12 protein-coding genes are annotated in these 26,751 nt (G+C 43.2%); 10 read left to right on the top strand and 2 right to left on the bottom strand.

Annotated features, from left to right (window positions below):
- Window positions 1–52: 52 nt before the first annotated feature.
- The 7 genes from BN1546_RS06520 (at window position 53) to BN1546_RS06490 (ending at window position 5,909) form a co-directional block, all read left to right on the top strand.
- Window positions 53–883 (top strand): hypothetical protein, encoded by an 831-nt coding sequence (locus BN1546_RS06520; RefSeq protein ID WP_090736629.1) that lies wholly within the window; start codon window positions 53–55, stop codon window positions 881–883.
- A gap of 239 nt (window positions 884–1,122) precedes the next feature.
- A complete protein-coding gene (locus tag BN1546_RS06515) occupies window positions 1,123–1,461 on the top strand; it encodes an iron-sulfur cluster biosynthesis family protein (RefSeq protein WP_025679706.1) in 339 nt (112 codons plus the stop codon).
- A gap of 145 nt (window positions 1,462–1,606) precedes the next feature.
- Complete coding sequence (locus BN1546_RS06510; protein WP_090736626.1) at window positions 1,607–2,167, top strand: SLOG family protein; 561 nt, start codon at window positions 1,607–1,609, stop codon at window positions 2,165–2,167.
- 225 nt (window positions 2,168–2,392) lie between these two features.
- On the top strand, window positions 2,393–4,189 hold the full coding sequence (locus BN1546_RS06505) for a rhamnogalacturonan lyase (RefSeq protein ID WP_090739136.1): 1,797 nt from the start codon (window positions 2,393–2,395) through the stop codon (window positions 4,187–4,189).
- A gap of 175 nt (window positions 4,190–4,364) precedes the next feature.
- The gene (locus BN1546_RS06500) at window positions 4,365–4,598 is read left to right on the top strand and encodes a hypothetical protein (RefSeq protein WP_013369600.1); all 234 of its coding nucleotides are present in this window, start codon (window positions 4,365–4,367) and stop codon (window positions 4,596–4,598) included.
- A gap of 111 nt (window positions 4,599–4,709) precedes the next feature.
- Window positions 4,710–5,576, top strand: a complete 867-nt coding sequence (locus tag BN1546_RS06495) for a DL-endopeptidase inhibitor IseA family protein (protein ID WP_025679712.1) — start codon at window positions 4,710–4,712, stop codon at window positions 5,574–5,576.
- An 87-nt stretch (window positions 5,577–5,663) separates the two neighbouring features.
- On the top strand, window positions 5,664–5,909 hold the full coding sequence (locus BN1546_RS06490; RefSeq protein ID WP_016819915.1) for an HPr family phosphocarrier protein: 246 nt from the start codon (window positions 5,664–5,666) through the stop codon (window positions 5,907–5,909).
- Between the two features lie 90 nt (window positions 5,910–5,999).
- Here the strand turns inward: BN1546_RS06490 and BN1546_RS06485 are convergent, their stop codons facing one another.
- Together BN1546_RS06485 and BN1546_RS06480 are read right to left on the bottom strand one after the other, a co-directional pair.
- Complete coding sequence (locus tag BN1546_RS06485) at window positions 6,000–6,788, bottom strand: formate/nitrite transporter family protein (RefSeq protein ID WP_013369604.1); 789 nt, start codon at window positions 6,786–6,788, stop codon at window positions 6,000–6,002.
- Window positions 6,789–6,876: 88 nt separating this feature from the next.
- A complete protein-coding gene (locus BN1546_RS06480; protein WP_058829005.1) occupies window positions 6,877–7,659 on the bottom strand; it encodes a Cof-type HAD-IIB family hydrolase in 783 nt (260 codons plus the stop codon).
- Between the two features lie 198 nt (window positions 7,660–7,857).
- Between BN1546_RS06480 and BN1546_RS06475 the strand changes: the two genes are divergently transcribed.
- The 3 genes from BN1546_RS06475 to BN1546_RS06465 all read left to right on the top strand — a co-directional run bounded on the left by BN1546_RS06475 (window position 7,858) and on the right by BN1546_RS06465 (window position 26,735).
- Window positions 7,858–8,877: a WXG100 family type VII secretion target gene (locus BN1546_RS06475; RefSeq protein WP_058829006.1), complete on the top strand. Its 1,020-nt coding sequence runs from the start codon at window positions 7,858–7,860 to the stop codon at window positions 8,875–8,877.
- 801 nt (window positions 8,878–9,678) lie between these two features.
- Window positions 9,679–10,905, top strand: a complete 1,227-nt coding sequence (gene fabD, locus BN1546_RS06470) for an ACP S-malonyltransferase (protein WP_014599508.1) — start codon at window positions 9,679–9,681, stop codon at window positions 10,903–10,905.
- Window positions 10,906–10,985: 80 nt separating this feature from the next.
- The gene (locus tag BN1546_RS06465) at window positions 10,986–26,735 is read left to right on the top strand and encodes a non-ribosomal peptide synthetase (protein ID WP_090736623.1); all 15,750 of its coding nucleotides are present in this window, start codon (window positions 10,986–10,988) and stop codon (window positions 26,733–26,735) included.
- Window positions 26,736–26,751 lie beyond the last annotated feature (16 nt).

The following is a 26,751-nucleotide window of genomic DNA, read 5'->3' as shown; positions in this document are numbered from 1 at the left end:
CTTTCAATAACGACTCCTAAGAACAATAAACTTTTTGCAAAGGAGCATTAAAATGAAAAATCTAAGATTAAAATACGCTATTGCTTTCCTGTCGAGTATAGTGTTGGTGGGAAGTATAAGTGGCTTTTCTATCACTAACGCTAATAGTACATTACAGCCTAATACCTATGTTCAAAGTTCAGTTAATACTGTAAATCCATCTGTATATCAGTCCATAACTAAGTTTAAAAAGAACGAGACTCCAGATCAAGTAATGTGGAAGGAAAAAAACATTACGTTATTGGCAAAAAAAGTCGAGCTGGAAAATGTCCCGAGTTCCGAGAAAAGTGTCATTACATCCATAACGATCAAAAAAGGAGAAAAGAGTTACACCCTTAAAACAGATGGATATAATGATAAACTGCGTGATATATCGAGTGCAGTATTATCTCCTTCTAATACCTGGTTGGCTATACAGGCACAGCGTAGTGCAGGCGATACGTTATTACTAATCAATCTTACAACCGGAAAATCTACCATTGTAAATGATCTATTAAAGGCTAAAGGCAAAAAAAATGTAGAATCCATTACTGCTTATAATTGGTCACCAAAAGAAGATCAAATTGCCTTTTCGTTCGGTGATACATCAAGCAGCTCCCTAGCCATTTATAATACGAAGAAGGATGGCTTTATATATCTTCCTAGAGAAACGGATTATATTAGCACCGGCCTGATTTTATGGCATAAAGATGGAAAAAGTTTAGACTATATAAGTGAGTATCCATCTGATCAAAAGAAATTATACAGATACTCCATGGACAGCAAAAAGGTGAAATCTGTTAAAAAAATTAGCCAGAGTGAATTTCAAAAATGGTTCAAACTTGATAAATACCAAACAAATTAATACAAATGTAAGGGTGGATTTGAATCGTTGGCACAAAGGAACAAGTTAGAGATGTGCATTCAGCAGAATCTCCGCGAAGAAACAAACGGTCTCTTTTATAAATGCCATCATTAATGATCTCCTTGTACTTAAAGTTTTGAGATGATTATAATGAAAATATAGTTTATATTTAGACTTTTTGAAGTTGTTGAGTCCAAATATGTCCAAACATCTCAATTACAAAGGAGAGAGTTCATTTCATGAGTATACATTTAGAGTTGGATTCCTTGTCGGTTGAAAGGCTAGCGATGGTCCTTTCAGGACGGCCAGGCATGTTCAAGTTGTTTTATGATACAGAAGATTGTGGATGCAACGGCGTACTTGTTATCTTGGTGATCGATGCACCGAATGCAACCGATATAGCAGTTCAGTCCGATTCTTATTCTTTTTGGGTAGATCGGCAGCAGGAGCAGCAGTTCGATAGCAAAATGCGGCTTGAGGCAGATCCTAGTTACCCGTCGTTTAAAATAAGTAGCGATGCTGGTGTGTTGAGTAGCAATGTTAGAATTCAAGATCGGCGTGTAAACTCCGAGGGGTGATATGCGGGCGTGATAGGAATTCATTAAGCACCATAAAGTAATTTTGATTGAATACTAAATTCCCAAAAGACGAACCTTCTTTAGCCCATAGGGCAGAGGTTCGTTTTTACAATAATCTTTATGATAATTTCAGAAGGACGATGAGATGATGAAAAACTTGCTCATTTCTGGCTATCGTGCCCATGAGCTGAATATTTTCAGTCAAAAGCACGAAGGCATTCCATACATTAAAAAGGCGATTACAAGCAGGCTGATTCCCCTGATCGAAGATGGGCTGGAATGGGTGATTACCCCCGGCCAATACGGGGTGGACTTGTGGGCTTGCGAGGTCGTCATTGCATTAAAACAGCAATACCCCGACCTAAAATGCTCTATTATGATGGCTTATCAAAATATGGAGGAAAAATGGAAGGAGGATAAAAAGGAATACTTTCAGCAGATTTGTGCCGAAGTTGACTATGTGGGAGTAGTTAGCCGCCAGCCGTATCAGGGAATATGGCAACTCAAGGCACGGGATGAACTCCTTTTCCGCAAAACAGACGGTTTATTGCTTGTGTATGACGAGGATGCCGGAGAGGGTAGCCCACGTTTTATGAAGGAACTGGCATTGAAAAAACAGCAGGCAGAAGGCTATCAATATATCAGTATTAGCTCAGAGGATATCCAAAGCATAGCTGACGAAGAACGATTATTCATGGACCTCTGATTTTTAAAGTATTAGCCCGGATTTTTGAACAAAAAGGACGAATTCGTCCCTTTACATTTATGTAAGCGCTATCATAAGATTTAAACAACAATAACTTATCAGTCAGATAAAATAAATTTATTGAAAATACAAACCATGAAAGGAGCTAATGATCAGATGGACAAAAGGTTTCGGCATGCTGTATTGCTCTGTCTCGGTGTCATGTTGTGTGGAGTGGTCACTCCGATGGATAGCCCAATCTCAGCTGCCTCTACAAGGCAAATGGAGAAGCTGAGCAGGGGAACTGTCGCAGTGAAGGTACCAGAGGGTGTACTGGTGAGCTGGCGCTTATTGGGTACGGAAGCGGATTCGGTTGGTTTCAATCTGTACAGAGGGGCAAGCAAGGTGAATGATGCGCCGATTACATCGAGAACCAACTTCCTGGACAAGGCAGGTACGACCTCATCTTCGTATACCGTTCGTGCCGTGGTTAACGGAGCAGAGCAGGCCGCTTCTCCAGCGGTAAAGGCATGGAACAGCAACTATCTGGACGTTCCCATACAGCAGCCTGCGGGAGGTACAACCCCGGATCATGTGAACTACACGTATAATGCCAATGATGCCAGTGTGGGGGATCTTGATGGGGATGGCGAGTATGAGATTGTGCTGAAATGGGACCCTTCCAATTCTAAGGATAATTCGCAATCCGGGTATACGGGAAATGTATTTTTGGACGGATATGAGCTCGATGGAACACGCAAATGGCGAATCGATCTGGGACGGAACATTCGGGCTGGTGCACACTATACGCAATTTCTCGTCTATGATTTTGATGGAGATGGTAAAGCAGAGGTTGTATGCAAGACAGCAGACGGCACGGTAGATGGTATAGGTGTAAAGATTGGCGACGCTTCGGCTGATCATCGCAACACGAGTGGATATATTTTGAAAGGCCCCGAGTTTCTAACTGTGTTCTCAGGTGATACAGGCAAGGCTCTTAGTACGATTGACTATGTGCCACCGCGCGGAACGGTGTCCAGCTGGGGAGATAACTATGGTAACCGTGTGGATCGTTTTCTCGCCGGGGTTGCTTATCTGGATGGCGTGAGACCCAGCATAGTGATGGCACGTGGTTACTACACGCGCACTGTTCTAGTCGCATATGATTGGCGGAACGGCAATCTAAGCCGCCGCTGGACCTTTGACAGCAACAGCTCCACCAATGCCGGGACGGCTGGACAGGGGAATCACAGTTTGAGTGTGGCAGATGTGGATGGAGATGATAAGGATGAGATCGTGTATGGCTCACTGGTTGTAGACGATAACGGAGCGAAGCTGGCTAACACGGGAATGGGACATGGAGATGCGCTTCATGTCGGGGATTTGGACCCAGACCGTTCAGGATATGAAGTATTTAAGGTAAACGAGGATAAAAATGCCACCTACGGAGCAGCCATGTACGATCCGCGCAATGGCAACATTTTATGGGGCGTAAAAACAGGCAAGGATACCGGACGAGGCATGTCGGCAGACATTGATCCGCGTACGAAGGGGAATGAGCAATGGGCACCAGGCATCGGATTACGTTCAGCCCAGGGGCAGCTCATTACCAACACGACGCCGTCTTCTATTAATTTTGGTATCTGGTGGGATGGGGATCTGCTCCGTGAACTGCTGGATCATACCTCCTCAAGCGCTGGTAAAATCGACAAGTGGAACTATACGAACTCGACGACTTCCAACTTGCTTACGGCCACAGGGACGAGTTCCAATAACGGAACCAAAGGAACACCGTCGTTGCAGGCTGATCTGTTCGGTGACTGGCGGGAGGAAGTCATTTGGCGCAAAAGTGATAATTCGGCGCTGCGTATCTACACAACACCTTACGAGTCAGAACACCGATTCTACACGCTTATGCATGATCCGGTGTATCGCCTGAGTGTGGCCTGGCAGAACGTAGCCTATAATCAGCCCCCGCACACCGGATTTTATCTGGGAGAAGGGATGTCCAAGCCCCCGCAGCCGAACATATACACTCCTTGATATGCAGCTCGGTAGTGGGTTGAATGCTGGTTAAATGAATATAATCAGAAAGGGCTCCATGCTAATCGGGGCTCTTTTTGTTATGGGTGCAGAGGGGAACGTATGTTTTCCATATAAATGGGAACGCTAGTTCCTACAAAGGTAATATATGTGTATGATAAAGGAGGCGGGATCTGTGAGTTCTTTAACGACTGAAAGCATGATCGAGCTCGTAACTAATGTCGGATTCCCTGCAGCATTAAGCCTGATTCTGTTAAAATACATTCTCGTCACCCTTAACCGTAGATTGGAGCAGCTGGACCGTTCTGTGAAGCAAATGTCACGATCCTTGGAAGAGATCGAGGCAAAGCAGAAGAAACGGTCAGAACCTACGCTCCCGGCAAATACGGACAAACTTCGTGCAGAATGAACAAAAAAAGGCAAATAGAAACAATTTAGCAACCTAATCGAGCACCGAAATTCTTATAATAGAAACGTGTGCAGTTTATGCAGACATATGATTATGGAGGTGTATTTGAGTATGAAAATAAATACGAAACTATCCGCACTATGCGTTGCGGCCACACTTTTGAGCGCGGCACAGGTCGCCGCTGCTGCACCCGCTGTGACCAGTCCCGCGAATGCGGCGCAACCGAACGTTGCTAGTCCGTCAGCAACTGTACCGACCCAGGTGCCTGCACCAGCAGCATCAGCGTCTGTTGCGACGCCAGCCCCTGCGCAAGCGCCGTCAGTTCCAGCAACAACTGCCCCAGCCGCAGGTTCCGTCCAAGCGGCCACACCAGCAGCTCCGTCTGCACCAGCACCGCGCCCATCCGCGTCGGTAGCACCAGCGGCAGCTCCGTCTGTACCATCGACTGCCAAGCCGTCCAAGCCGCAGCAGCCATCTACTTCGGCGCCAGCCGCAGCTACAGCTACTAGCGTGAATCCAACCCAGCTGGACAAGCTGAACCATGAGAGTGCGATTCCGCTTGTGCTGGAGGCGCAGTCTCGTTATCAGTATGCCATCAGCGGTGGCAAATCGTTGGGCCAAGCGTTCCAGTTGAACGGTAAAAGCTACCGCTATTTGTCCGAGGACATCGGTACGAAGACCAAATTAATCAACTATCTAACGCAGGCTTATACGAAACAGGCCAGTGAGCAATTTGTCGGCAAATTTTTCGTTGAAGTCAACGGCAGACTAGCTCAGTTGAACGCAGATGGCGGCAATTTGCTAGAGTTCAGCCGGGCTACGGCGAAAATGGTAACCATGACTCCGGTGAAGCGCAGCTACCTGCTGACCGTGCCTTATCCGGCAGAAACCAAGCAGGCGAACGAGAAAATCACCGTGAATTTTGAAAAGGTCGGTAGCTACTGGAAGGTCAGCTCCGCGCCGCATGTCATTTTCTAAATAAGTTTGTGCAACGTTATAAATAGGGTATAGTGATGTTAAGGCTTGTTTCGTAAGCCCCAATTCAACGCAGGGGAGTGCTGTGCAATGATGACACCCATCAAGGTAAAAAACGTTAAGGATATTGAGAAGATCAATCAAATCGTATCCAATTATACGTATGACATCTGGATTCATGGCAAAAGCGGCATGGCAGATGCCAAATCCATTTTAGGCATGTATGTGCTCAAGCTGGATGAGCCGCTAACTCTGGTTGTACCTGACAACGTCAATCCCAAAAAGCTGTTCAAGGAGTTGGAGGAATTTATCCATTTTCCTGCTCAAGCAGAATAAACAGCAAAAAAACACCTGCAGACACTGCATACGCTATTATTAGAATTAATGCAAAGAAGCCATGGAACTTAGGTTCCATGGCTTCTTTTTTTAGTGTTCCTCTTCGTCCAAAAACGGGAGGTTGACCGAATAGTACATAACCCCCATAAGCAGAACGCCACCTACCAGATTCCCAAGCGTTACCGGAACGAGATTATGGATGACGCCAGCGACAGAGACCGTACCCGGATGATCCAGCACGAGCGCAATGGCGAAAGTACACATATTAGCTATACTATGCTCATATCCCGAAATGAAAAAGCAGAATACAAACAGCATCATAGCGAACATCTTTGCACCATTTTCCTTCATAAACATCGGCACAAAAAAGGCGAGGCAGACCAGCCAATTACACAAAATTGCGCGGAAGAATAGCTGCATTGCAGGCGCTTCCATTTTATGCTCAACTACGCTCAGCAGAAAGCTGTTCACGCTGGAGGAGTCAAACAGCCCTGTCAGGTATATAAGGAGTGCGAAAACCCCCGCACCTAACAAGTTGCCTCCATAGCTGGCAGTCCATAGCCGCAGCACCTGACCCCAGCGCAGCTTTTTACGGAGTGCAGCATAGGTGTAGTAGAAGGTGTTGCCAGTAAACAAATCCCCGCCGCCGTACGCGATCAGAATGATGGCTGCCCCGAACGTGAGCGCCGCCATGGGATAAGTGAATGGAGAATGCTCCATGTAAAAAAAATTGCCCGTCTTGAAGGCGACAATAACGCCGAATCCGATAAACATACTCGCCAGCATGGAACGCGCCAAATACCGGAGCAGGCTTTGCTTGTAAATTTTGTATTTCTTCAGGGCTAGCTGTTCGACATTGCGTAAGCCTTCCGTTTCCATACCAACGACAACCTCCTATTTTCTCATATCTAAGTCATTAAACCGACTTAATTTTTCCTGAAACATGCCCAGTCCGTCAGCAATCCAGTTAGCTTAACAAACCAAGCTTTTGCAGTCCGTACAAAATACCGTCTTCATCAGCGCGCTTTGTGACCATTTTAGCTGCGGCTTTGGCTTCATCGCAGCCGTTCCCCATCGCGACACTGTTATGTATAGTAGTTAGCATCTCCACATCGTTTAATCCATCACCAAAAGCGTATTGATTCTCAGCGGCAATGCCCAGTCTGGACGTAATTTCGCGGATTCCCTTTGCTTTAGAGCCAGCGTGAGGAACAACGTCCACTGAACTTGGATGCCAGCGTACAAAGTCAAATGCTTTGAATACCGCTTCATAGAAAGGCTCTTCTTCTGCCGTACACATCAACAGCGTCTGATAAATATCTCTTCCCTGGAAATAAAGCGGATCGTATCCTACTGAAATCTTGGCTTTAAGCGTTTGGATCGATTTTTCTACAAGCTCATCGTTAGGGATATTGGCCTTCATGTCCATATGATCCATATATACGAGAGCATGATTATGTGTGAGTGCCAGATCGGTCATCGCTTGCAGGGCTTCTCGATTCAGCGGATTGGTAGCGACGACTTCCCCACGAAGCACGACATATTGCCCATTAAAGCTAACGTAGGAATCAATTTCTAGCTGCTCACGGATATCCTTGAACATAAAAGGCGCACGTCCTGTTGCGATCGCTACCTCATGGCCTTGCTCTTTCAAAGAAAAGACAGCTTTTTCGGCGGTAAACGGCATTTTCTTGTCATCGTCCAGTAATGTACCGTCGATATCGAAAAAAATAATTTTTTTGTCTGACATGTCCTTACACCTGACTTTCAATAATATATTGTCGAAATAAACTCATATGGATTCATTATATCAAAGGAACTGCTTCTGAATACACAAATACGTATAAATCCTCATGAATGTCCGACTTCTATAGCTTACAATATGAAATAAGGATTACTGTAAACTATAATGTCTATCTCCTATTTTCGAAGATGGGATGTGATCACCATGACAAAAATCCAAGTCACACCGGAGCAGCTGGATAACGTGGCCTCCCAATTTGCCAATGCCCACGGCATACTGTATAACCAGCTAAACGGTCTGGATAGCACAATGAACCACCTTCACAGCCAGTGGGATGGTATGGAGAGAAATCGTTTTTATAATGACTATCGTACAGCTAAATATACGCTTTCTTCTATATTAAATAAGGTTCAATCCATTGAAATTGAGCTAAAAAGTATTGCTTTGAAGTTTAGAAATGCGGATGGTGGGAGCACACGTGGCTTCTGGTCAGCCTTGGCAGCAGCGATGAACGCCAGTGCAGCGCTGGCGGGCAGCGGAGAGGGTGGAAATCATACTGGAGATATCGTGGATTCACCCCAAAATATAGAGAAGTGGGAGCAGGCAGACGCGGATAAATATCATCAATATGAGGAACTATTGAAAAACGCAGAGACCATCGGCGACAAGCAGGTCATGCAGAAGATCCATGACCAGATGAATGTCCTGCGGCTGCAATACGAGGACTCGGTTATCCGTACAGATTACAATACAGGAGCGACCTCCAAGATCACATCCGATTCCCTTGTTGCCGTCACTGAACTGACAGGTAAAGACGGAAGCAAAACGGATATATCTATAGATAAAAAAGGAAATATTATAAGTTATGAGCAAAATACGGACAAATACGATTACTGGGTCCAAAAGCATACTCAATCAGCTGGAGAGCACGCTCTAGGTAAAACGGCCCAGACCGTTACCGGTTATGGAATGGGTCTTATTTTGTCGCGCGGGACTGGCGTCAGTGGAGCAGGTTCGGGCGCAGCCTCCGGCTGGGGAGAACACGTTGTCGGCATTGGTGGCGGCATGATCAGTGACAAGGTGCTATTCTCTGTCCCCGATGAGGGAGAAACCCGTACCATGATCTACCGAACAAATAAAGAAACTGGGCGTGTGGAGAACATGATCATCGTCACCAAAGGTGAAAATGAAATGAAGTATCGCTATTGGGAGGATTATAACTAGAACTTGAGTGGAAAATGATCTTAGTAAAGCGAATAGCAATATCTATCACATCTACAGACTTTTTAAAGACTAAGCGAGCGGCAGTGTAAGACTGCAAAACTCACCAGTTGGTAAAATCTGTAGATTTTTTAGTGCGCATATTTCTAAAATTATATTTGAGTTATTTAATTGTTACATCGTAATTATGATTTAAGTTGCAACTTTATGGAATAAAGGACATCTGACTCATGTCGTGTCTTTAATTTATTTTTTCAAATGTAGAGTAATCTGAGCTTAAGATCAAGCTTCAAAAAAAGATTGTATTATCATAATTTGGATAAATGAGAAAATGTAATAAGAATGTATTTATATCAATCTTTTAAAAATATTTAACAAATGCATAATTTAATTTTATTTATTTTTATGTAGTGAAAATAATGAAAAAAGCTATTCTTTCAAGAAAACGACTTTATGTAATGACAATCAACAAAATTCTACATTTTGCGACCTTTTATTTACAAAAATGTAACATTTGGAGGTTGACTTATTCATTGACTTTGTTGAAATAAATCGTTATTTTAATTCGTAAAAGGAGTAGAACATGGGTTGGAATAACGATTTATAAATTATTAATACAAGCTGATTAAATGCTAGTACACGGTGATTACATATGATTTAATTTATTTTTAAATGATTCCTTTTTTCATTAATTATGTCGGTCATAAATTTCTGCTTTAATACTACAAAGGTTATAACTTGCAACAGAAGTTAAATTTTAAAAGTACACATATTCAGGAAGCTCACTGGAGAAGAGGTTTTCAGATGAATGGTTTTCAGATGAATAAAGTATCTTTTATTTTTCCTGGGCAGGGTTCGCAATATGTAGGAATGAGTAAAGAACTATGGGATAATTTTAATGTGGTAAAGCGTTTATTCGAAGAAGCGGATGATACCTTAGGTGTAAAACTCTCAAAACTTTGTTTTGAGGGAGATCCCCAAGAGCTTCTTCAGACCATGAATGCCCAACCAGCCTTACTTACTGCCAGCCTTGCTGCATATTATGCTAGCAGAGAAATACTGGAACTGGAACCTCAACTGTTAGCCGGGCATAGTTTAGGAGAATATTCAGCATTGGTGTGCAGCGGTTTTTTCTCTTTTCAAGATGGACTTCAAATCGTGAGAAAACGAGGAATGCTCATGCAGCAGGCTACAGCTAACGGGGTAGGGACTATGGCTGCTGTTGCGAATGTTTCTGCTTCTATTCTGGAGAGCTTATGTCAAGAGATATCTACGGATCGTGATGTTATATCTATTGCATGTCACAATTCGGACAATCAGTACGTGCTATCGGGACATACAGAACCTATGGCTCGAATAGTGGAGCAAATCAAGCGTCTAGAACATAGTAAGGTTAACTATTTAACAGTAAGCGGGCCTTTTCACAGTACTCTGATGAAGCCTGCAGCAGATAAACTTGCCGTAGAACTAAAGAAATTCCCACTACGTAAGGGAAGATGGCCGGTTGTTTCCAATGTAACAGCCTTACCACATGATGAATTCTCGATTTATGACTTGCTGTACAAGCAAATGATAAGCCCCGTACGCTGGACAGATACGATGGATTTTTTATATCAGAACGGTATTACCGTTGCGTTAGAATTAGGTCCGAGAAAAGTACTTGGACAGCTGATGAAAGAAAGATATCCGACTATCTCCACTTTTTCTGTTAATACCAGTTCTTCTTTAAAAGAGGTGGACAAATGGCTAAGTAAGCAGCAAACTACACGCAAAGTTACACTTGAGCGTCTGGAGGAAGGTTTTGCAGCAGCGCTTATTGCACAAAATCGAAATGGGGATTACAAACAACATATGGAGGGGGTTGTTTACCCTAGTCAGCAGATTCGAAATCGGATCAATCAACTTCAAAGTCATAAAAATGACACCGTTTATAATGCGGTTAATACAGAGGTGTTAGAGCTAATTCGTACTATTCTCACTACCAAGCAAGTGCCCGATCAAGAACAACAGACGATTCTTAATATGTTCTGAATAAGATCCATCAATGATGTTGGAGATTGTAAATTTATTAACTGGAAGCTAATAAATCTTACGATATACGGGGGAATAGCATGTATACAAATAGGTTCAAAACACTGCTTGATGTTATTACAGAACGGGGAAAGTGTGATCATAAATTTATTACTTTTATTGAATCGGATCAAAATGAAACAACACTTACTTATAAAGATTTATATTGGGAAGCTCTAGCATTTCTGGGGAATCTTCAGGATGCAGGAGTTAAGCAGGGACAAGAAATTGTATTTCAAATAGAAAATAATCGCCATTTTGTAAAAGCGTTTTGGGCTTGCATTCTTGGTGGCATGATTCCGGTACCTGTCAGCATCGGTAACAATGATGAGCATAGAATGAAACTTTTTAAAATTTGGGATGTTCTTAACGATCCTTTTTTAATCATCGAGCCCAAAATATTAAAAGACCTTGAGAAATATACATTGAAAAGCAACCAAGATGACCTATTCGAAAACATTCGCCATCGTCATCAATTACTTCTTCAAGACCATGAACAACCCAAGCAATCCTTTGCAAAGATACACACCCCTCAATTGGAGGATATAGCATTTATTCAGTTTTCCTCCGGTTCCACAGGTGATCCTAAGGGAGTCATCCTTACACATCATAATCTCATTCATAACACAAGTGGAATTATAAATAGGACAGTCGTCACAGAGCAAGATTCGTTCTTGCAGTGGATGCCTCTAACCCATGATATGGGTTTAATTTACAATCATATTACCCCATTAGTTGCTGGAGTGAATCAGTATATTATGCCAACTTCGCTGTTCATTCGTCAGCCAGTACTTTGGATAAAAAAAGCTAGTGAACATCAAGTAAGCATTATTTCATCGCCAAACTTCGGATATAAGTATTTCATGCAATTTTTCAAACCTGAAAAAGTGAAGAACTGGAACCTGTCCAAGATCCGTGCCATCATCAATGGTGCCGAACCTATCTCTCCTGAATTGTGTGACACCTTTCTTGATAAATTAGCTCCTTTTGGATTAAAAAGAACGACTATGCGAACATCATATGGTTTAGCAGAAGCATCGGTTGCAGTTGCTATCCCGCCAATCGATACTGAATATATAACCGTTTATGTTGATCGTAAGCACTTAAACATTGGAGAGTCCGTCTTGGAGGTAGACAAGACTTTTCATAATGCTCTGCCATTTGTTGTGGTCGGTCAGTCGTTAGATTATTGTGAAATCAGAATATGCGATGACGAGGATGCAGAAGTCGCGGATCGCGTTATTGGGCACATACAAATCAAAGGTGAAAATGTTACAAAAGGATACTATAACAACGAAGATTCGACATCCAAACTTTTGACGTTAGATGGATGGGTGAGAACTGGCGATCTGGGGTTCTTCCGTGAAGGTCAATTAGTCGTCACAGGGAGAGCAAAGGATATCATATTTGTAAATGGACAGAACGTTTACCCTCATGACATCGAGCGTATCGCTGAGGAAGTAGAAGGAGTCGAACTTAATCGTGTGGCGGCGTGTGGAGTTCGTGTAAATGGGATGGAATCAGAGGAAATTGTGGTATTTGTCGTATCCAAAAAGACGATAGAAAAATTTTCTCCAATTGCATCTCAATTAAAAAAACATTTGTATCGTCATGGAGGATGGGCGGTTCACGATATTATACCTATTAAGCAAATGCCCAAAACGACCAGTGGGAAGTTACAGAGGTATAAGCTTGCGGCTCAGTATGAAGCGGGACATTATCAGGAGACTTCGATAGTTTTAAAAGGGATCATGGAGCAAAAAAACAAAAATCAAAAATTGCCTACACTTTCGTTTGAGATCGAAAAAGTACTTCACGATATTTGCTGCGAGGTATTACTTAGGGAAGAGGTTGATACGAGAGATAGCTATTTTGATTTAGGAGCCAATTCCCTACAACTGGTTCAGATTACAGACAAAATTGAAAATCAGCTGGGGATTAAGCTTGCAGTTACCGATTTGTTTGATCACCCCTCAATAGCTCACTTGGCAGAATTTTTGGCGAGCCCTGCCGATTCTGAACAACAGCATATTCCTACAGATGATACGGATCACAACCATAGCAAGGACGTGGCTATTATTGGGCTTTCTTTGGACTTACCTGGTTCTTCATCTGTGTCACAGTATTGGGATCATATTGTTCAGGGCGATGACTGTATCGGGAACTTAAGCTCTCAACGTAAGCAAGACGCCATCGATTATTTATCAGTTGTGGATCAAAGGAAGGGAGAAGAAGAGTTTATAGAAGGCGGCTTCCTAGAAGAAATTGATAAATTTGATTATGCGTTCTTCAAGCTGAGTCCTGTGGAAGCAAGCTATATGGACCCAAATCAGAGATTATTCCTTCAGACCGCATGGCATGCACTTGAGGATGGGGGCTATGCAGGGGATCGGATTCATGGACAAAAGGTAGGAGTTTACGTCGGCTTCTCAAAAGTGGGCTACGATTATGAGCGGATGCTCTCTAAAGGAGAACCGGACAAATTTCACCAGTATATTGTTGGAAATTTGCCGTCAGTGCTGGCAAGTCGGATTTCGTACTTTCTTAATTTAAAAGGTCCAGCAGTAACAGTAGATACGGCGTGCTCCTCTTCACTTGTCGCGATTCATATGGCTTGTAAGGCGTTAGCGACGGGGGATTGCAAGATGGCGATCGCTGGAGGAATCCGAACGATGCTATTACCAGTGAAGCTGGGACTAGATATGGAATCGCCAAATTACAGAGCTCGTACCTTTGATGCAGAGGCGGATGGAACAGGTGTGGGAGAAGGGGTTGCAGCGGTTCTGTTGAAGCCTCTCGATCAAGCATTGCAAGACGGAGATCGTATTTATGCTGTGATTAAAGGAAGTGCGGTGAATCAGGATGGTACAACGGTAGGTATTACTGCACCTAGTCCTTCCGCACAGGCAGAAGTGGTAGAGGCCGCTTGGAATGATGCGGCTATTCACCCGGAAACTCTATCATTTATCGAAGCTCATGGAACGGGAACTAAACTGGGGGACCCTATTGAGATCGCGGGATTGACACAAGCCTTTGAAAAATATACGGATAAAAAACAATTTTGTGCAATCGGTTCTGTCAAACCCAATATTGGTCACTTATTTGAAGCAGCAGGAATATCCAGTCTTATTAAAGCAGTTCTGATGCTGCAAACGAGGAAGAATCCTCCGTTGGTTCATTTTAAGAGGCCTAGTTCCCGTATTAATTTTGAATTGTCGCCGTTTTATTTAACGACAGAAGTAGCGGATTTAAGTTCAAATGATGCCCCACTTCGCTGCGGAGTAAGTTCTTTTGGTTTCAGTGGAACAAATGCTCATGTTGTTATGGAAGAGTTTATAGAAACGCGAACAGATGATGATTCTGTAAACACGCCGGATGGCATTCATCTTTTTACGGTTTCTGCAAAAAATGAGCGAAGTCTGCATCATTTGGTTGAGGGATATGTGGACTATTTACGCCAAAATCCAGCGGTTTCCTTGGAGCAGATGTGCTATACCACACATATCGGCAGAGCTCATATGGAACATAAATTAGCAGTTATTACTTCCAGTCCAGAGGATTTATTACACAAGTTGGAGCGATGGACTTCCGGGAACAAACGAGAGAATACACCTGATATGTATATAGGTTCTCATAAACAGAGCGTTGATCATAAACGGGAAAAAGATGATACGGTAGGTCGATTGATTACAGCCATTAGAGCAAGTGCACATACAGATGTTCACGCTCTACGCCAATTGGGTGAACTGTACGTCAAAGGTATGGCTATTCCGTGGCAAGCGCTTTATGCGGATGATATCAAAATAATCCAGTCGCTGCCTTTGTACCCTTTTGAACGAAATCGTTGCTGGTTTACTCCAAAAGTAGTGCAGATAAGTAACGTAGGCAGGGAGGAGAAAAGTATGGAGTCCGCGTATCCAAAAGAACTGCAAGCTACAGATCAGCTAGACTACACAGCGAAGATTTCCAAAGTATTAAAAGATGTAATCAGTAAAGTTTCCGGTTTTACGGTGGAACAACTGGATGAACAGATGCATTTTCTCGAAATGGGCTTGGATTCAATTATGCTAGTTCAAGTTCAAAAAGAAATTAGAGAACAATTTAATGTGGATGTTCCCATGAACCACTTCTTTGAAAGTGTTACAAACCTGGATCGTCTAACAACGTTTATTTCAGATTTGACATATACCACCCAATCGGTAGCGGCTGCTGATGCTCTAAGTACGGTCGATGATCGGACAGAAGTCAATCCAGAAAATACGGTTGCTGCAAAGTCTTCGTCCGAGTTTGGTGGCCTGGAAAAGTTACTCTCTCAACAAATTGAATTACTGAACAACCAACAGCTTGGACTTACTCAAGTGTTGACCAAACAACTAGAGATGCTTAGTGGCGGTCAAGGGGGAACTATTCAGGCTGCACCGTTAACAACAAACAAAGACACAGTCAGTGTTCAGCCTACAACTCTGCATGCTGTGGCAACTGACGTGCCTATCACTTCTACAATTAAAGTGAATACAACTACTGAATCCAAACCCTTTGTACCCTATCAACCTCTACTGATCGGTGAGGAAAGTGGATACAGTGGGCGGCAAAATGATTTCTTACAGCGTTTTATTAAACGATATACTCAACGAACCCGCGGGTCCAAGAAATACACACAGGATAGTCGATTGGTTCATGCTAATAATCGTCATGTGTCTGGGTTCCGGTCCTATTGGAAAGAAATCGTATATCCTATCATTTCAGAGAGCGCTTCGGGTTCAAGGATATGGGATGTAGATGGGAATGAGTACATTGATCTAACTATGGGCTTCGGGGTTCATTTACTGGGTCATAACCCAGCTTGGCTAACCGATACTTTGCGGAGCAATGTGCACGACCGTACGCCTTCGATCGGCCCTATGTCAAATACAGCAGGTGAGGTTGCTGCCTTGATTAGCGAGCTGACAGGTGTGGAGCGGGTTGCCTTTTATAATTCGGGGTCAGAAGCTGTTATGGTTGCTTTACGTTTGGCTAGAGCGGCTACAGGACGCTCCAAAATAGTGCTGTTTGCTGGTTCTTACCATGGAACGTTCGATGGTGTACTGGCTGTGTCCGATCCGAACTCAAGCAGAGGAGAGGCGTTACCCATGGCACCGGGAATTCCTTCGAGCATGATGGAGGATGTTATTGTACTCCCTTATAATCACCCGGATTCTATAAAAGCTATCAAACATTATGCACATGAACTTGCTGCCGTATTGGTTGAGCCTGTACAGAGTCGCAGACCGGATTTGCAACCAAAGGAGTTCTTGAAGCAAATTCGCGAGATCACAGCAAATTCGGGAACGGCACTTATTTTTGATGAAGTAATTACAGGATTTAGAATTCATCCAGGAGGTGCTCAGGCCTGGTTTGGAATTAAAGCTGATCTAGTTACTTACGGAAAAGTGGCGGGTGGAGGTATGCCTGTTGGCATTGTCGCCGGAAGCTCAGAGTTTATGGACACTGTAGATGGAGGTGTGTGGTCGTTCGGAGACGACTCCTATCCGGAAAATACGAATATTAAAACATTCGTAGGCGGTACTTTCTGCACACATCCGCTGACCATGCACACGGCTCTAGCGACTTTGAAATATTTGAAGTCTGAAGGGCCGAATCTTCAGGAACAACTGAACCGAAGAACCAACGAATGGGTAGCAGAGCTGAATACTTATTTTAAACAAAATAGTGTACCTATCCACATGGTGAACTATGGCTCACTATTCCGGTTTGTTTCGTTTGGCGACATTGAGCTCTTTTTCCATCTGCTGATTGACAAGGGAATTTACATTTGGGAAGGTCGCAATTGCTTTTTATCGACTGCTCATACAGATGGGGACCTTCAAAAAATTACACAGGCTGTAAAGGAAAGCGTGGAGGAATTGAGAAAAGGGGGATTCTTACCTGACAATACGCCATCACCGGATGGAAATGGAAACCGAAAAAATAATGTGGTTCCCATCGAATCCTCATCGTTCCCTTTAACAAAGGAGCAGCAGCAAATTTGGTTTGCTACGCAATCCAGAAGTGATTCATCCACTGCATTCAATGAAATAGCAGCCTTGCGGATGCAGGGTCAACTGCAGCTTGATACTGTAAAACGTTCAGTTCAAGCAATTGTGAACCGGCATGATTCGCTACGGACGGTTATTGACCTCGATGGCGAAGAACAGCATGTTCTTGACAACGTGAATGTGGTCATCTCACTGAGTGATTTCTCAGGATCTCCTCCATCAGAGCACGAAGAAAAGGTCAAGCAATGGTTTGAGGAAGAGGGGAAAAGGGCGTTTGATTTGACGTCCAAAGATCCGCTGTTCCGAACTCACATTTTACGTTTACAACCGGAAGAACATATTGTGGTGTTCACATTTCATCACATTGTTGCTGATGGTTGGTCGATGGCAGTATTTATCCGTGAATGGGAGCAAGCCTACACTTCTTTCTGCAAAGGTGAAAATATAGTCACGTTGCCTGTACCGCCAAAATTCAGAGAATTTCAAGCTTGGCAACAGTTGGAGCTAGAACATGCAGGAGTGAGTGAGGCAGTTTCTTACTGGGCACGGACATTGGATTCCGTCCCTGTCGCCATGGACATTCCGTCTGAGGACGGTGGCATGAAGAAAGCATCGTATAGAGGAAGAAGAATAAATATTCGGGCAGACAGTACGCTGGCGAGAAAGTTGAAAAAGCTTAGCATTAAAGCGGGTAACAGCTTGTTTGTTACACTGCTGAGTGCATATAAGGTGTTTCTGCACCGCTTAACTGGAAACACAACGATAGTAGTAGGTATTCCTACCTCTGGACAGTCTAGAATGGAACAAATTAATTTGATCGGTAACTGTGTTAACATGCTGCCGATTGTGAGCCATATTACCAGTAAAGATTCTTTATTTAAGTATATGGCACAAGTTAAGCAAGTCATGCAGGAGGTCGAACCGCTTCAAAGCTACTCTTTTGCTGATCTGATTGAGCGTATTGAGAACATACGGATACCTGAGATGAATGTCATCTTCAATATGGATCGACCAATGCAGAATTTTCATTTTCATGGACTGGACGTCGAATTGATACCGACGCCGATCCTGTACTCCAAATATGACATGTTTCTCAATGTGATGGAGGTCGAGGGAGAGCTTTGGTTTGATTTTGATATTAAAGCCAGCTTGGCCGCACCGGAAACAATGCAGATTTGGGCAGAGTATTTTTTACACATCCTGAATACGATTGCTGATGGGCAGGAACGGGATTTTGTAGATATCTCCCTCTTAAATCAGGATGAACTGAAATATGGGGTTAAAAACTACAGGGACTATGTGGAACTCGAATCCAGCGGCATCACGGACAACGATTCACCAAGAGCCATCTATTTACTGGATCATTATCTGCAACCTGCGCCTGTGGGGACGATCGGGGAACTGCATGTAGTACAGGAAAACGAATCTCCTTCCGAAAATTCAGTGTATTTACCGACAGGAATCCTGGCTTTGCGAACCGCCAACGGTGAATTGCGACTGTTAGGACCTGTTCAGAAGCGAGCCTATATAAAAGGACATGCCATATATACTGAACAGCTTGAACGATTTATTACCTCTATTCCACAAATTAGCGAGTGCCAAGTGATAGTTCAGAGTACAGAGGACAGAGCAGACACCCATTTGGTTGCATATGTTACGAGTATTAATGATGGAATAGAGGAAATCCTACGCAAGCAATTGCGAAATCATTTGCAAGACCAATGGGTACCTCAACAGATCATTCAGCTTGAAAACATGCCCTTAAATTCGCAGGGATATGTAGATTTGTCGCAACTTTCTACTATGAAACAAGCTGTTAGCAAAGAACCTGTTGAGGCAGTTAGTAGCACGGAGAGAAAAGTAGGGGAAATTTGGGAAACGGTGCTGGGATTGAATCGTGTTAGATCTGATGACAATTTCTTTGATCTAGGAGGAGATTCGTTGAAGGCGACTCTCTTGCTTGCCCGAGTTCATCAAGAGTTTGGCAAACGAATCCCCTTGAATGTACTTTTTCATTCACCGACAGTTTCGGCCTTGACCAAGGTGATCGAAGGAGCCAAACAAGGTACAGCCGTTTCTATTAAAAAGCTCGAAGAATGTACGCATTATGCAGTATCCGATGCCCAAAGACGTATGTTTGTCTTGCAGGATATGGGGATAGGTACAGCTTACAATATTACGGGCCAGGTGCGTATTGATGGGGATCTAGACATCCCCCGTCTTCAGAAGGCTTGCCTGGATTTGATTCGGCGTCATGAATCATTTCGTACTTCTTTTAATATCGTGGATGGCGAAATTGTACAAGTCATTCATGATGAGCCGGCTTTTGAAATCAAAGTCACAGAAATATTGGAGAAAGATGCAGACGAGATGAGTCGCTTGTTTGTCCGTCCGTTTGACCTGCACCAATGGCCACTCTTCAGAGCAGAATTGTTTCGCTTTGAAGCTAATAAACATATGTTGGTCATGGATATGCATCACAGTATTGCAGATGGGCTTTCGTTATCCATTTTCCTTAATGAACTCGTACAGCTGTATCGGAGTGAAATGTTAGCTCCGATCCAAATTCAATATAAAGATTTTGTTGCATGGCAGAAGGAACAATATACCAGCAATCGTTTGTTTGAACAGGAACATTATTGGAAAAATGTTTTGAACGGAGAATTACCTGTACTGGCAATGCCTACGGACTTCCCTAGACCATTACATCAAAGCTACGAAGGGGCTGTATTATCGTATAACATCACTTCAGCAATGACAGAGGAATTAAAGAAACTTGCCAAAAATACGGGGACTACGGCCTTTATGATCCTGCTTGCGGCTTACAATATACTGCTCGCAAAGTATACGGGTCAGGAAGATATTATTGTAGGAACAGCGGTGGCAGGACGCCAGCATCCGGACACGGAAACGATGATAGGAATGTTTGTTAACACGTTAGCTTTGCGGAATCGTCCGTCTCCTCAGCGGAGTTTTCATTCGTTTTTGCAAGAGGTCAAGGAAACGACTCTGCGAGCTATGGATTATCAAGACTATCCTTTTGAAGCGTTGATTGAGAGACTGGATATCCGCCGTGACCAAGGACGCAATCCTTTGTTTGATACGATGTTTGTCATGCAGAATTTTGAAATGAGTTCTCTTGAAGCCAATGGAGTAAAATTTCATCCAAGTGAATTCAATCCAGGGATTTCCCAATTCGATTTGGTACTAAGTGCTGACGAATGGCAGGAGGGTCTAGCCCTACGCTTCAATTATTGTACCCAATTGTTTCGATCAGAAACGATTGATCGCCTTGCTAGTCTCTATATACAAATATTACGCTCCATTTTAGAACAACCTTGGAGCGAGATTGGGAAGTTGGAATGGTTACCTGAGGAAGAGAAGTTGCAGCTAATACACGGCTTTAACACTTTTGATCTGTCCTCTTCATCTATAGTGGAGAAACAAGAAACGTTGCACTTGCAATTCGAAGAGCAAGCTCTCAAAAGTCCGGATCATGTAGCTGTAGTTCATCAGGGACATGTGATTACTTATAAAGAGCTGAACGAGAAATCAAATCAGCTGGCGAGGGCATTAATGAAGCGGGGAGTAGGGGCAGAAACTGTAGTCGGCTTAATGGCGGGCCGTTCATTAGATTTGGCCGTTGGTATGTTGGCTATTTTAAAAGCCGGTGGCGCCTATCTTCCAATCGACAGTTCTTATCCAGAAGAACGAATTCACTTTATGCTTGAGGATAGCGGGGCTGCTCTCCTGTTGTTGAATGACTCATCTAATTACAATGCTACAACTTATGAAGGTTTAGTCCTAAATATGGACGATGATGAGTGGTATAAAACAGAAAGCAAGTTGTCTTCAAAGTGGGAATCGGATTCAAGTCATTTGGCATATGTGATCTATACATCAGGCTCAACCGGTACTCCTAAAGGAGTTTGTATTGAGCATCGAGCGATATTAAATACGTTATCTTGGAGAATAAATGAATATGCACTAGAAGCAACAGACCGTATCCTGCCAATGCTGTCTAGCTCATTTGATGCTTTTGTGGGTGCCTTTTTTACTCCGCTGCTGTCTGGAAGTACGGTAGTGCTGCCTACAAATGAGGAACTGAGTGAATTATCGGCTCTGAAGACCTTAATTTTATCAAATCATATTACACATCTCGTGTGTACTCCTTCCATGTACATGTCTATTATAGAGGGTCTGACTCCAGATGAAGCCAAGTCTCTCAAGGTTGTAACGTTAGGCGGTGAGAAAGCAACGAAACGGTTGATAGAAGCCAGCCAAGCCAAACATCCTGGCATTCAATTGTTCAATGAGTATGGTCCAACAGAAAATAGTGTAGTTACAACGATGTTACGAGATATGGGGCCTGAAGAAGTGGGGTGTATTGGAAAGCCGATTCCTAATACGGGCGTTCTCATTCTGGATCAATACTTGCAGTTGCGGCCAATAGGGCTTTCAGGAGAATTATGCGTTTGGGGTAAAGGAATGGCGCGAGAATATCGTAATCGTCCTGAGCTTACGACGCAGAAATTTATCCCACACCCTTATTTGGACAATATGAAGCTCTACAGAACAGGAGATTTAGCGAGATGGTTACCTGACGGAACGCTAGAGTATCTTGGCCGCGCAGATCAACAAGTTAAAATCAGGGGCTACCGGATTGAGCCAGGTGAAATTGAAAGCACATTGTTGGCTCATAGAGCGGTAAAAGAGGCAGCAGTAGTGATTAAAGGAACAGATGACAATCCGTATTTATGCGCTTATGCCGTTTTGCGGGAATCGGTTACAGTAGATGTTTTGAAAGACTATCTGTCGTCAAGCCTGCCTCATTATATGGTACCAGCCCATGTATTCTTGTTGGATGCGATGCCGCTGACAGCAAACGGCAAAGTTAGTAAAAGTGCATTACCTGAACCAGGGGAGCATTCTAGCAAAGAATTACAGCACGTTGGGCCCAATAATGAAACGGAGCAGCTATTGATCGAAATGTGGCAGGATCTGCTGGAGATTTCTCCGATTGGTATACACGATCATTTTTTTGAAATAGGTGGGCACTCGATGAAAGCGACCCTGTTGACTGCGAAAATCAACGAGGTCTTTCATATCGAAATTTCAACTCAAGATATATTTGGGGCACCAACAATCGAAGCGCTCTCCAAGAAGATTCTTGCTGCCAAACCCACAGATTACCAACGAATTGAGGCAGTGACTGAGGGAGCTTATTATGAGGTTTCTCCAGCACAATCCAGATTGTTGGCCGTGCTACCGCTAGATGAGACGGGTGTGGCTTACAACATGTCGGCAGCATTGATGATCGAAGGTCATGTAGATCGAAGAAGAGTGGAGCGTACCTTTGAACAATTATTAGCCCGGCATGAAGCATTTCGGACCTCGTTCGGATACGTGGATGATAGAGCGGTGCAATTTGTACAACCAGAGGTAAGCTTTGAACTTGGCTTTGCCCGGGCTGCTGGTGATATTACGCCAAAGGGCATAGATACATTGATCCATAATTTCATCCGTCCTTTTGATGTTGGTAAAGCCCCACTATTTCGGGCAGAGCTTCTTCAAATGGATCGTGATAAATTTATGCTTCTTATTGATATGCACCATTTGATAGCTGACGGTACTTCTATCGACACTATTATTAACGAATGGAACAAGCTGTACAAGGGAGAAGAACTTCCCGCTTTACCGCTTCAATACAAAGATTACTCTGCTTGGCTCAGATCGAATACAGAAATTCATGCAAAGCAAGAACAGTATTGGCTTGATCAATATAAAGGAGAACTTCCCGTACTAGATCTTCCTACAGACTATCAGCGGCCACAATTGCAGAGTTTTGTTGGAGATATGGTGAAAGTCGAACTGTCCGAAAAGCTTATAGAACAGTTGAATCTCACGTGTATTCAAACAGATAGCACACTCTTTATGCTTCTATTTGCTGCCTATAATGTGCTGCTGGGGAAATATGCGGGACAGGAAGATATCGTAATCGGCATTCCAACATCTGGACGAACGCATGCAGATACCAATGGGATCGTAGGGTTATTCGTCAATACCCTGGCTATTCGAAACCATCCGGCTAGTCATAAGAGCTTCAAAACCTTTTTGAACGAAGTAAAAGAAAACACGCTGCAAGCTCTGCAAAATCAATCGTATTCATTTGCCGAACTGGTTGATAAGCTGTCCATCAAGAGAGACCTGAGTCGAAATCCGTTGTTTGACACGATGTTCTCCTTTATGAATACGGATGCACAGCAGTGGCAAGCCGATAACCTTAATTTTGAGCTATATCCGTTCAAAACGGGTATTTCCAAATTCGATCTTGTACTGAATGCCGAACAAAAGGCTGAGAGAGTTCATCTGGAATTTGAGTACAGTACAAAACTGTATAAAAAAGAAACAATTGAGCTTCTCGTCGAGCATTACCTGAATGTATTGGAGGAAGTAGTCCAAAACGCTGATATGGCATTGACTGATATTAATCTTCTAAGCGCAACAGAAGCGGTTGCTATGGAGGAACGGTATAACAGCACTCATACAGCTTATCCACAGCCAAGACCCATACATCATTATATTGAGGAGCAGGCTGATAGAAGACCGGATGCTAAAGCTGTTATCTATCAAGATCAGGTGCTGACCTACAAGGAGTTAAATGATCAGGCGAACGCGATAGCAAGCAATTTGTTGGCTAGAGGAATTGGACTTGGAAGTTATGTGCCTATACTCATGGAACGGAGCTTGGAACTGGTAGTATCCATACTGGCTGTTATGAAAACAGGTGCTGCTTTTTCGCCTCTTGATACAGAGTGGCCTATTGACCGCTTACAGAGCGCCCTGCAGGATTTGGGAAGTTCTATCCTATTGGTCAATCCAAGTACACCTATCAGTTCAGAAATAAATGCTGAAGAGTATCTAGTTATAGACTGCTCTGTAGTCGAAAAGAGGAGTAACGCTATCAGTAACCCGGCAGTAGATGTAGATATGGAATCACCAATCTATGTAATCTTTACTTCGGGTTCAACTGGCAAACCCAAAGGGGTTATTGCTGCCCATAAAGGAATCACCAATCGTTTTCTATGGATGAACGACTATTTTGGAACATCGGCTGCACAAAGTGTTCTCCAGACGACTCATCATGTATACGACAGCGCGGTATGGCAATTGTTTTGGCCATTAATGAACGGTGGAACGACCGTGTTGCCGGAAACAGGCATGACCGTGGATGCTACGTACATGACGAATATCATTGAACAGGAGCGTATTTCTTTTACAGACTTCGTTCCATCCGTATTTAATGCTATTGTCAACCAGTTGGACCAAAATTCAACTCGAACCAAGCAATTGGATTCTCTTCAACAAGTTATTCTTGGTGGTGAAGAAATTACGCCATCGACGGTTCATACGTTTTTAACCATTTTTCCTCATGTTCAAATCACGAACCTGTATGGTCCAACGGAGGCAAGTATAGGCTGTGTTGCTTATCGAGTGACAGGAGATGAAGACAGAATTCCTATCGGAAAGCCAATTGCCAATACCAAGATTTATATATTGGACCCTGGACTAAAAAGGGTTCCCGTAGGAATCGCAGGAGAAATGTATATTGCAGGTACACCACTTGGGATTGGATATTTGAATGATCCGACTAAAACGAAGGCCAGCTTTATAGATAATCCTTATTCAATGCCTGGCTATGAAAAGCTCTATAAAACAGGAGATTTAGCTAAATACTTGCCCGACGGTAATATTGCATTCTTGGGTAGATCCGATTTTCAGGTCAAAATTCGCGGCTATAGGATTGAGCTTAGTGAAATTGAATATCATCTTTTAGGCATAGCTGATATTCAGGAAACTGTCGTAATGGTCAAAGAGAATAAGGGAAGTTCTTATTTATGCGCGTATGTGGTTTCAGCTAATCGATTAGATACGGATCATATCAAAATGCAGTTGGCTAAGGAGCTTCCTGATTACATGATACCTTCGGTGTATGTTCCGCTTGACGTGATCCCCATTACACCTGGCGGAAAGATTAACCGTAAAGCATTACCTGAACCTGACTGGAGCGGTGCCTTAGAAGTGGAGTATGTGGAACCAACAGGTGAGACTGAAGTATTGCTGGCCCAAATATGGGAGGAAGTGCTTGCCGTAACAGGCGTGAGTGCAACTCACAACTTCTTTGATTTGGGCGGAGACTCTATTAAGGGTCTGCAAATCGTCTCGCGTTTGAACACACATGGCTACAAGCTAAGCATTAAAGAATTATTTTTGTACCCTCAGATTAGACAATTGAGCCCATTCGTTAAGGTGATCCGTCGGAAAATTAGTCAGGAAGCTATTGAGGGAGAGCTGCCTTTAACGCCAATACAGCAGCGATTCTTCCATCTACAGAAGATAAGTCCTCAGCATTTTAATCAGTCCGTCATGCTATTTTCTGAAGACGGTTTTGATGAGCAAGGGATTGTGGCTGCATTTGACTGCATCATTAAACAGCATGATGCCTTAAGAATGACATTCTGTCAGAGAGAAGATCGCATCGTTCAATACAATGAAGGGCTAAACAATCAACCACTATCCTTGGCGATAAAATCACTGCCTGAAGGTCTACCAGCAGAAGCATGGATTGAGCAAGAAGCAACGGCTATTCAAAGTAGCTTCGATCTCACAACCGGCCCTTTAATGAAGCTGGGATTATTCCGGACTGTTGAGGGAGATCACCTGCTCATTGCGGTTCATCACCTGGTAGTTGATGGGGTTTCGTGGAGAATTATTTTACAAGATTTTACGTCCCTTTATCAGCAATATCAGCAGGGGGCAGCACTACTCTTGCCAGACAAAACAGATTCGTACCGCTCTTGGGCACAAGAAATAAGCCAATATGCAACAAGCGAGGAGCTGGCACAAGAACTGGAATACTGGACACAGCTGGAGCAAACCGAGTCTGGAACGTTACCTAAAGATAACTCCTATGAAACCAATATGTTGCGTGATAGCGAAAATGTAAGTGTCTCACTTGATAATGAGAACACTAGTAAATTATTAAAACAGGTGCACCAGGCCTACAATACTGAAATTAATGACATTTTGCTCACTGCTCTTGGATTAAGTATCAAAGAATGGACTCAGCAGTCTCGTGTGTTGATCTATCTTGAAGGGCATGGGCGAGAAGAAGTGTTTCAGGAAATGAACATTTCCAGAACCGTTGGTTGGTTCACAACAATGTATCCATTTTTACTGGAAGTGGACAATGCGCATGATCTTTCATATCAGATTAAGAACATCAAAGATAGCCTTAGAAGGATACCGAACAAGGGCTTTGGGTATGGGGTATTAAACTATGCTCAAGTGAATGAGTCTGGTGTGACTGCCTTTCAAGCCGCTCCTGAAATTGCCTTTAATTATATGGGGCGTTTTGATACGGAACTAGATACAGATGTATTTACACTTTCTAAATTTTCCTCAGGAGAAGAGGCTAGTCCCTTTACGGAAAGATCCGTAGCGTTAGATATCAACTGCATTATTAATGAGAATGAACAGTTAATTATTACATGCAACTATAACAAGCAAGAATACCAGCAACAAACCATTGAACGAATATTGTTTTTATTCCAAAAACATTTGACGAATCTAATTGACCATTGCTGCAGCAAACAAGTAACGGAACAAAGTCCAACTGATTTTCTCTATGACAAATTGTCAATCGATGAGTTTCAGAACCTGTCCCAACTTTTAAGTAACAAACTAAACTTGTAGCAAAGTGGTGAGCCGT

This window comes from Paenibacillus sp. Mc5Re-14, from assembly GCF_001049835.1.
GTDB classification, from domain to species: domain Bacteria; phylum Bacillota; class Bacilli; order Paenibacillales; family Paenibacillaceae; genus Paenibacillus; species Paenibacillus polymyxa_C.
This window is presented reverse-complemented; position numbering and strand designations above follow the sequence as displayed.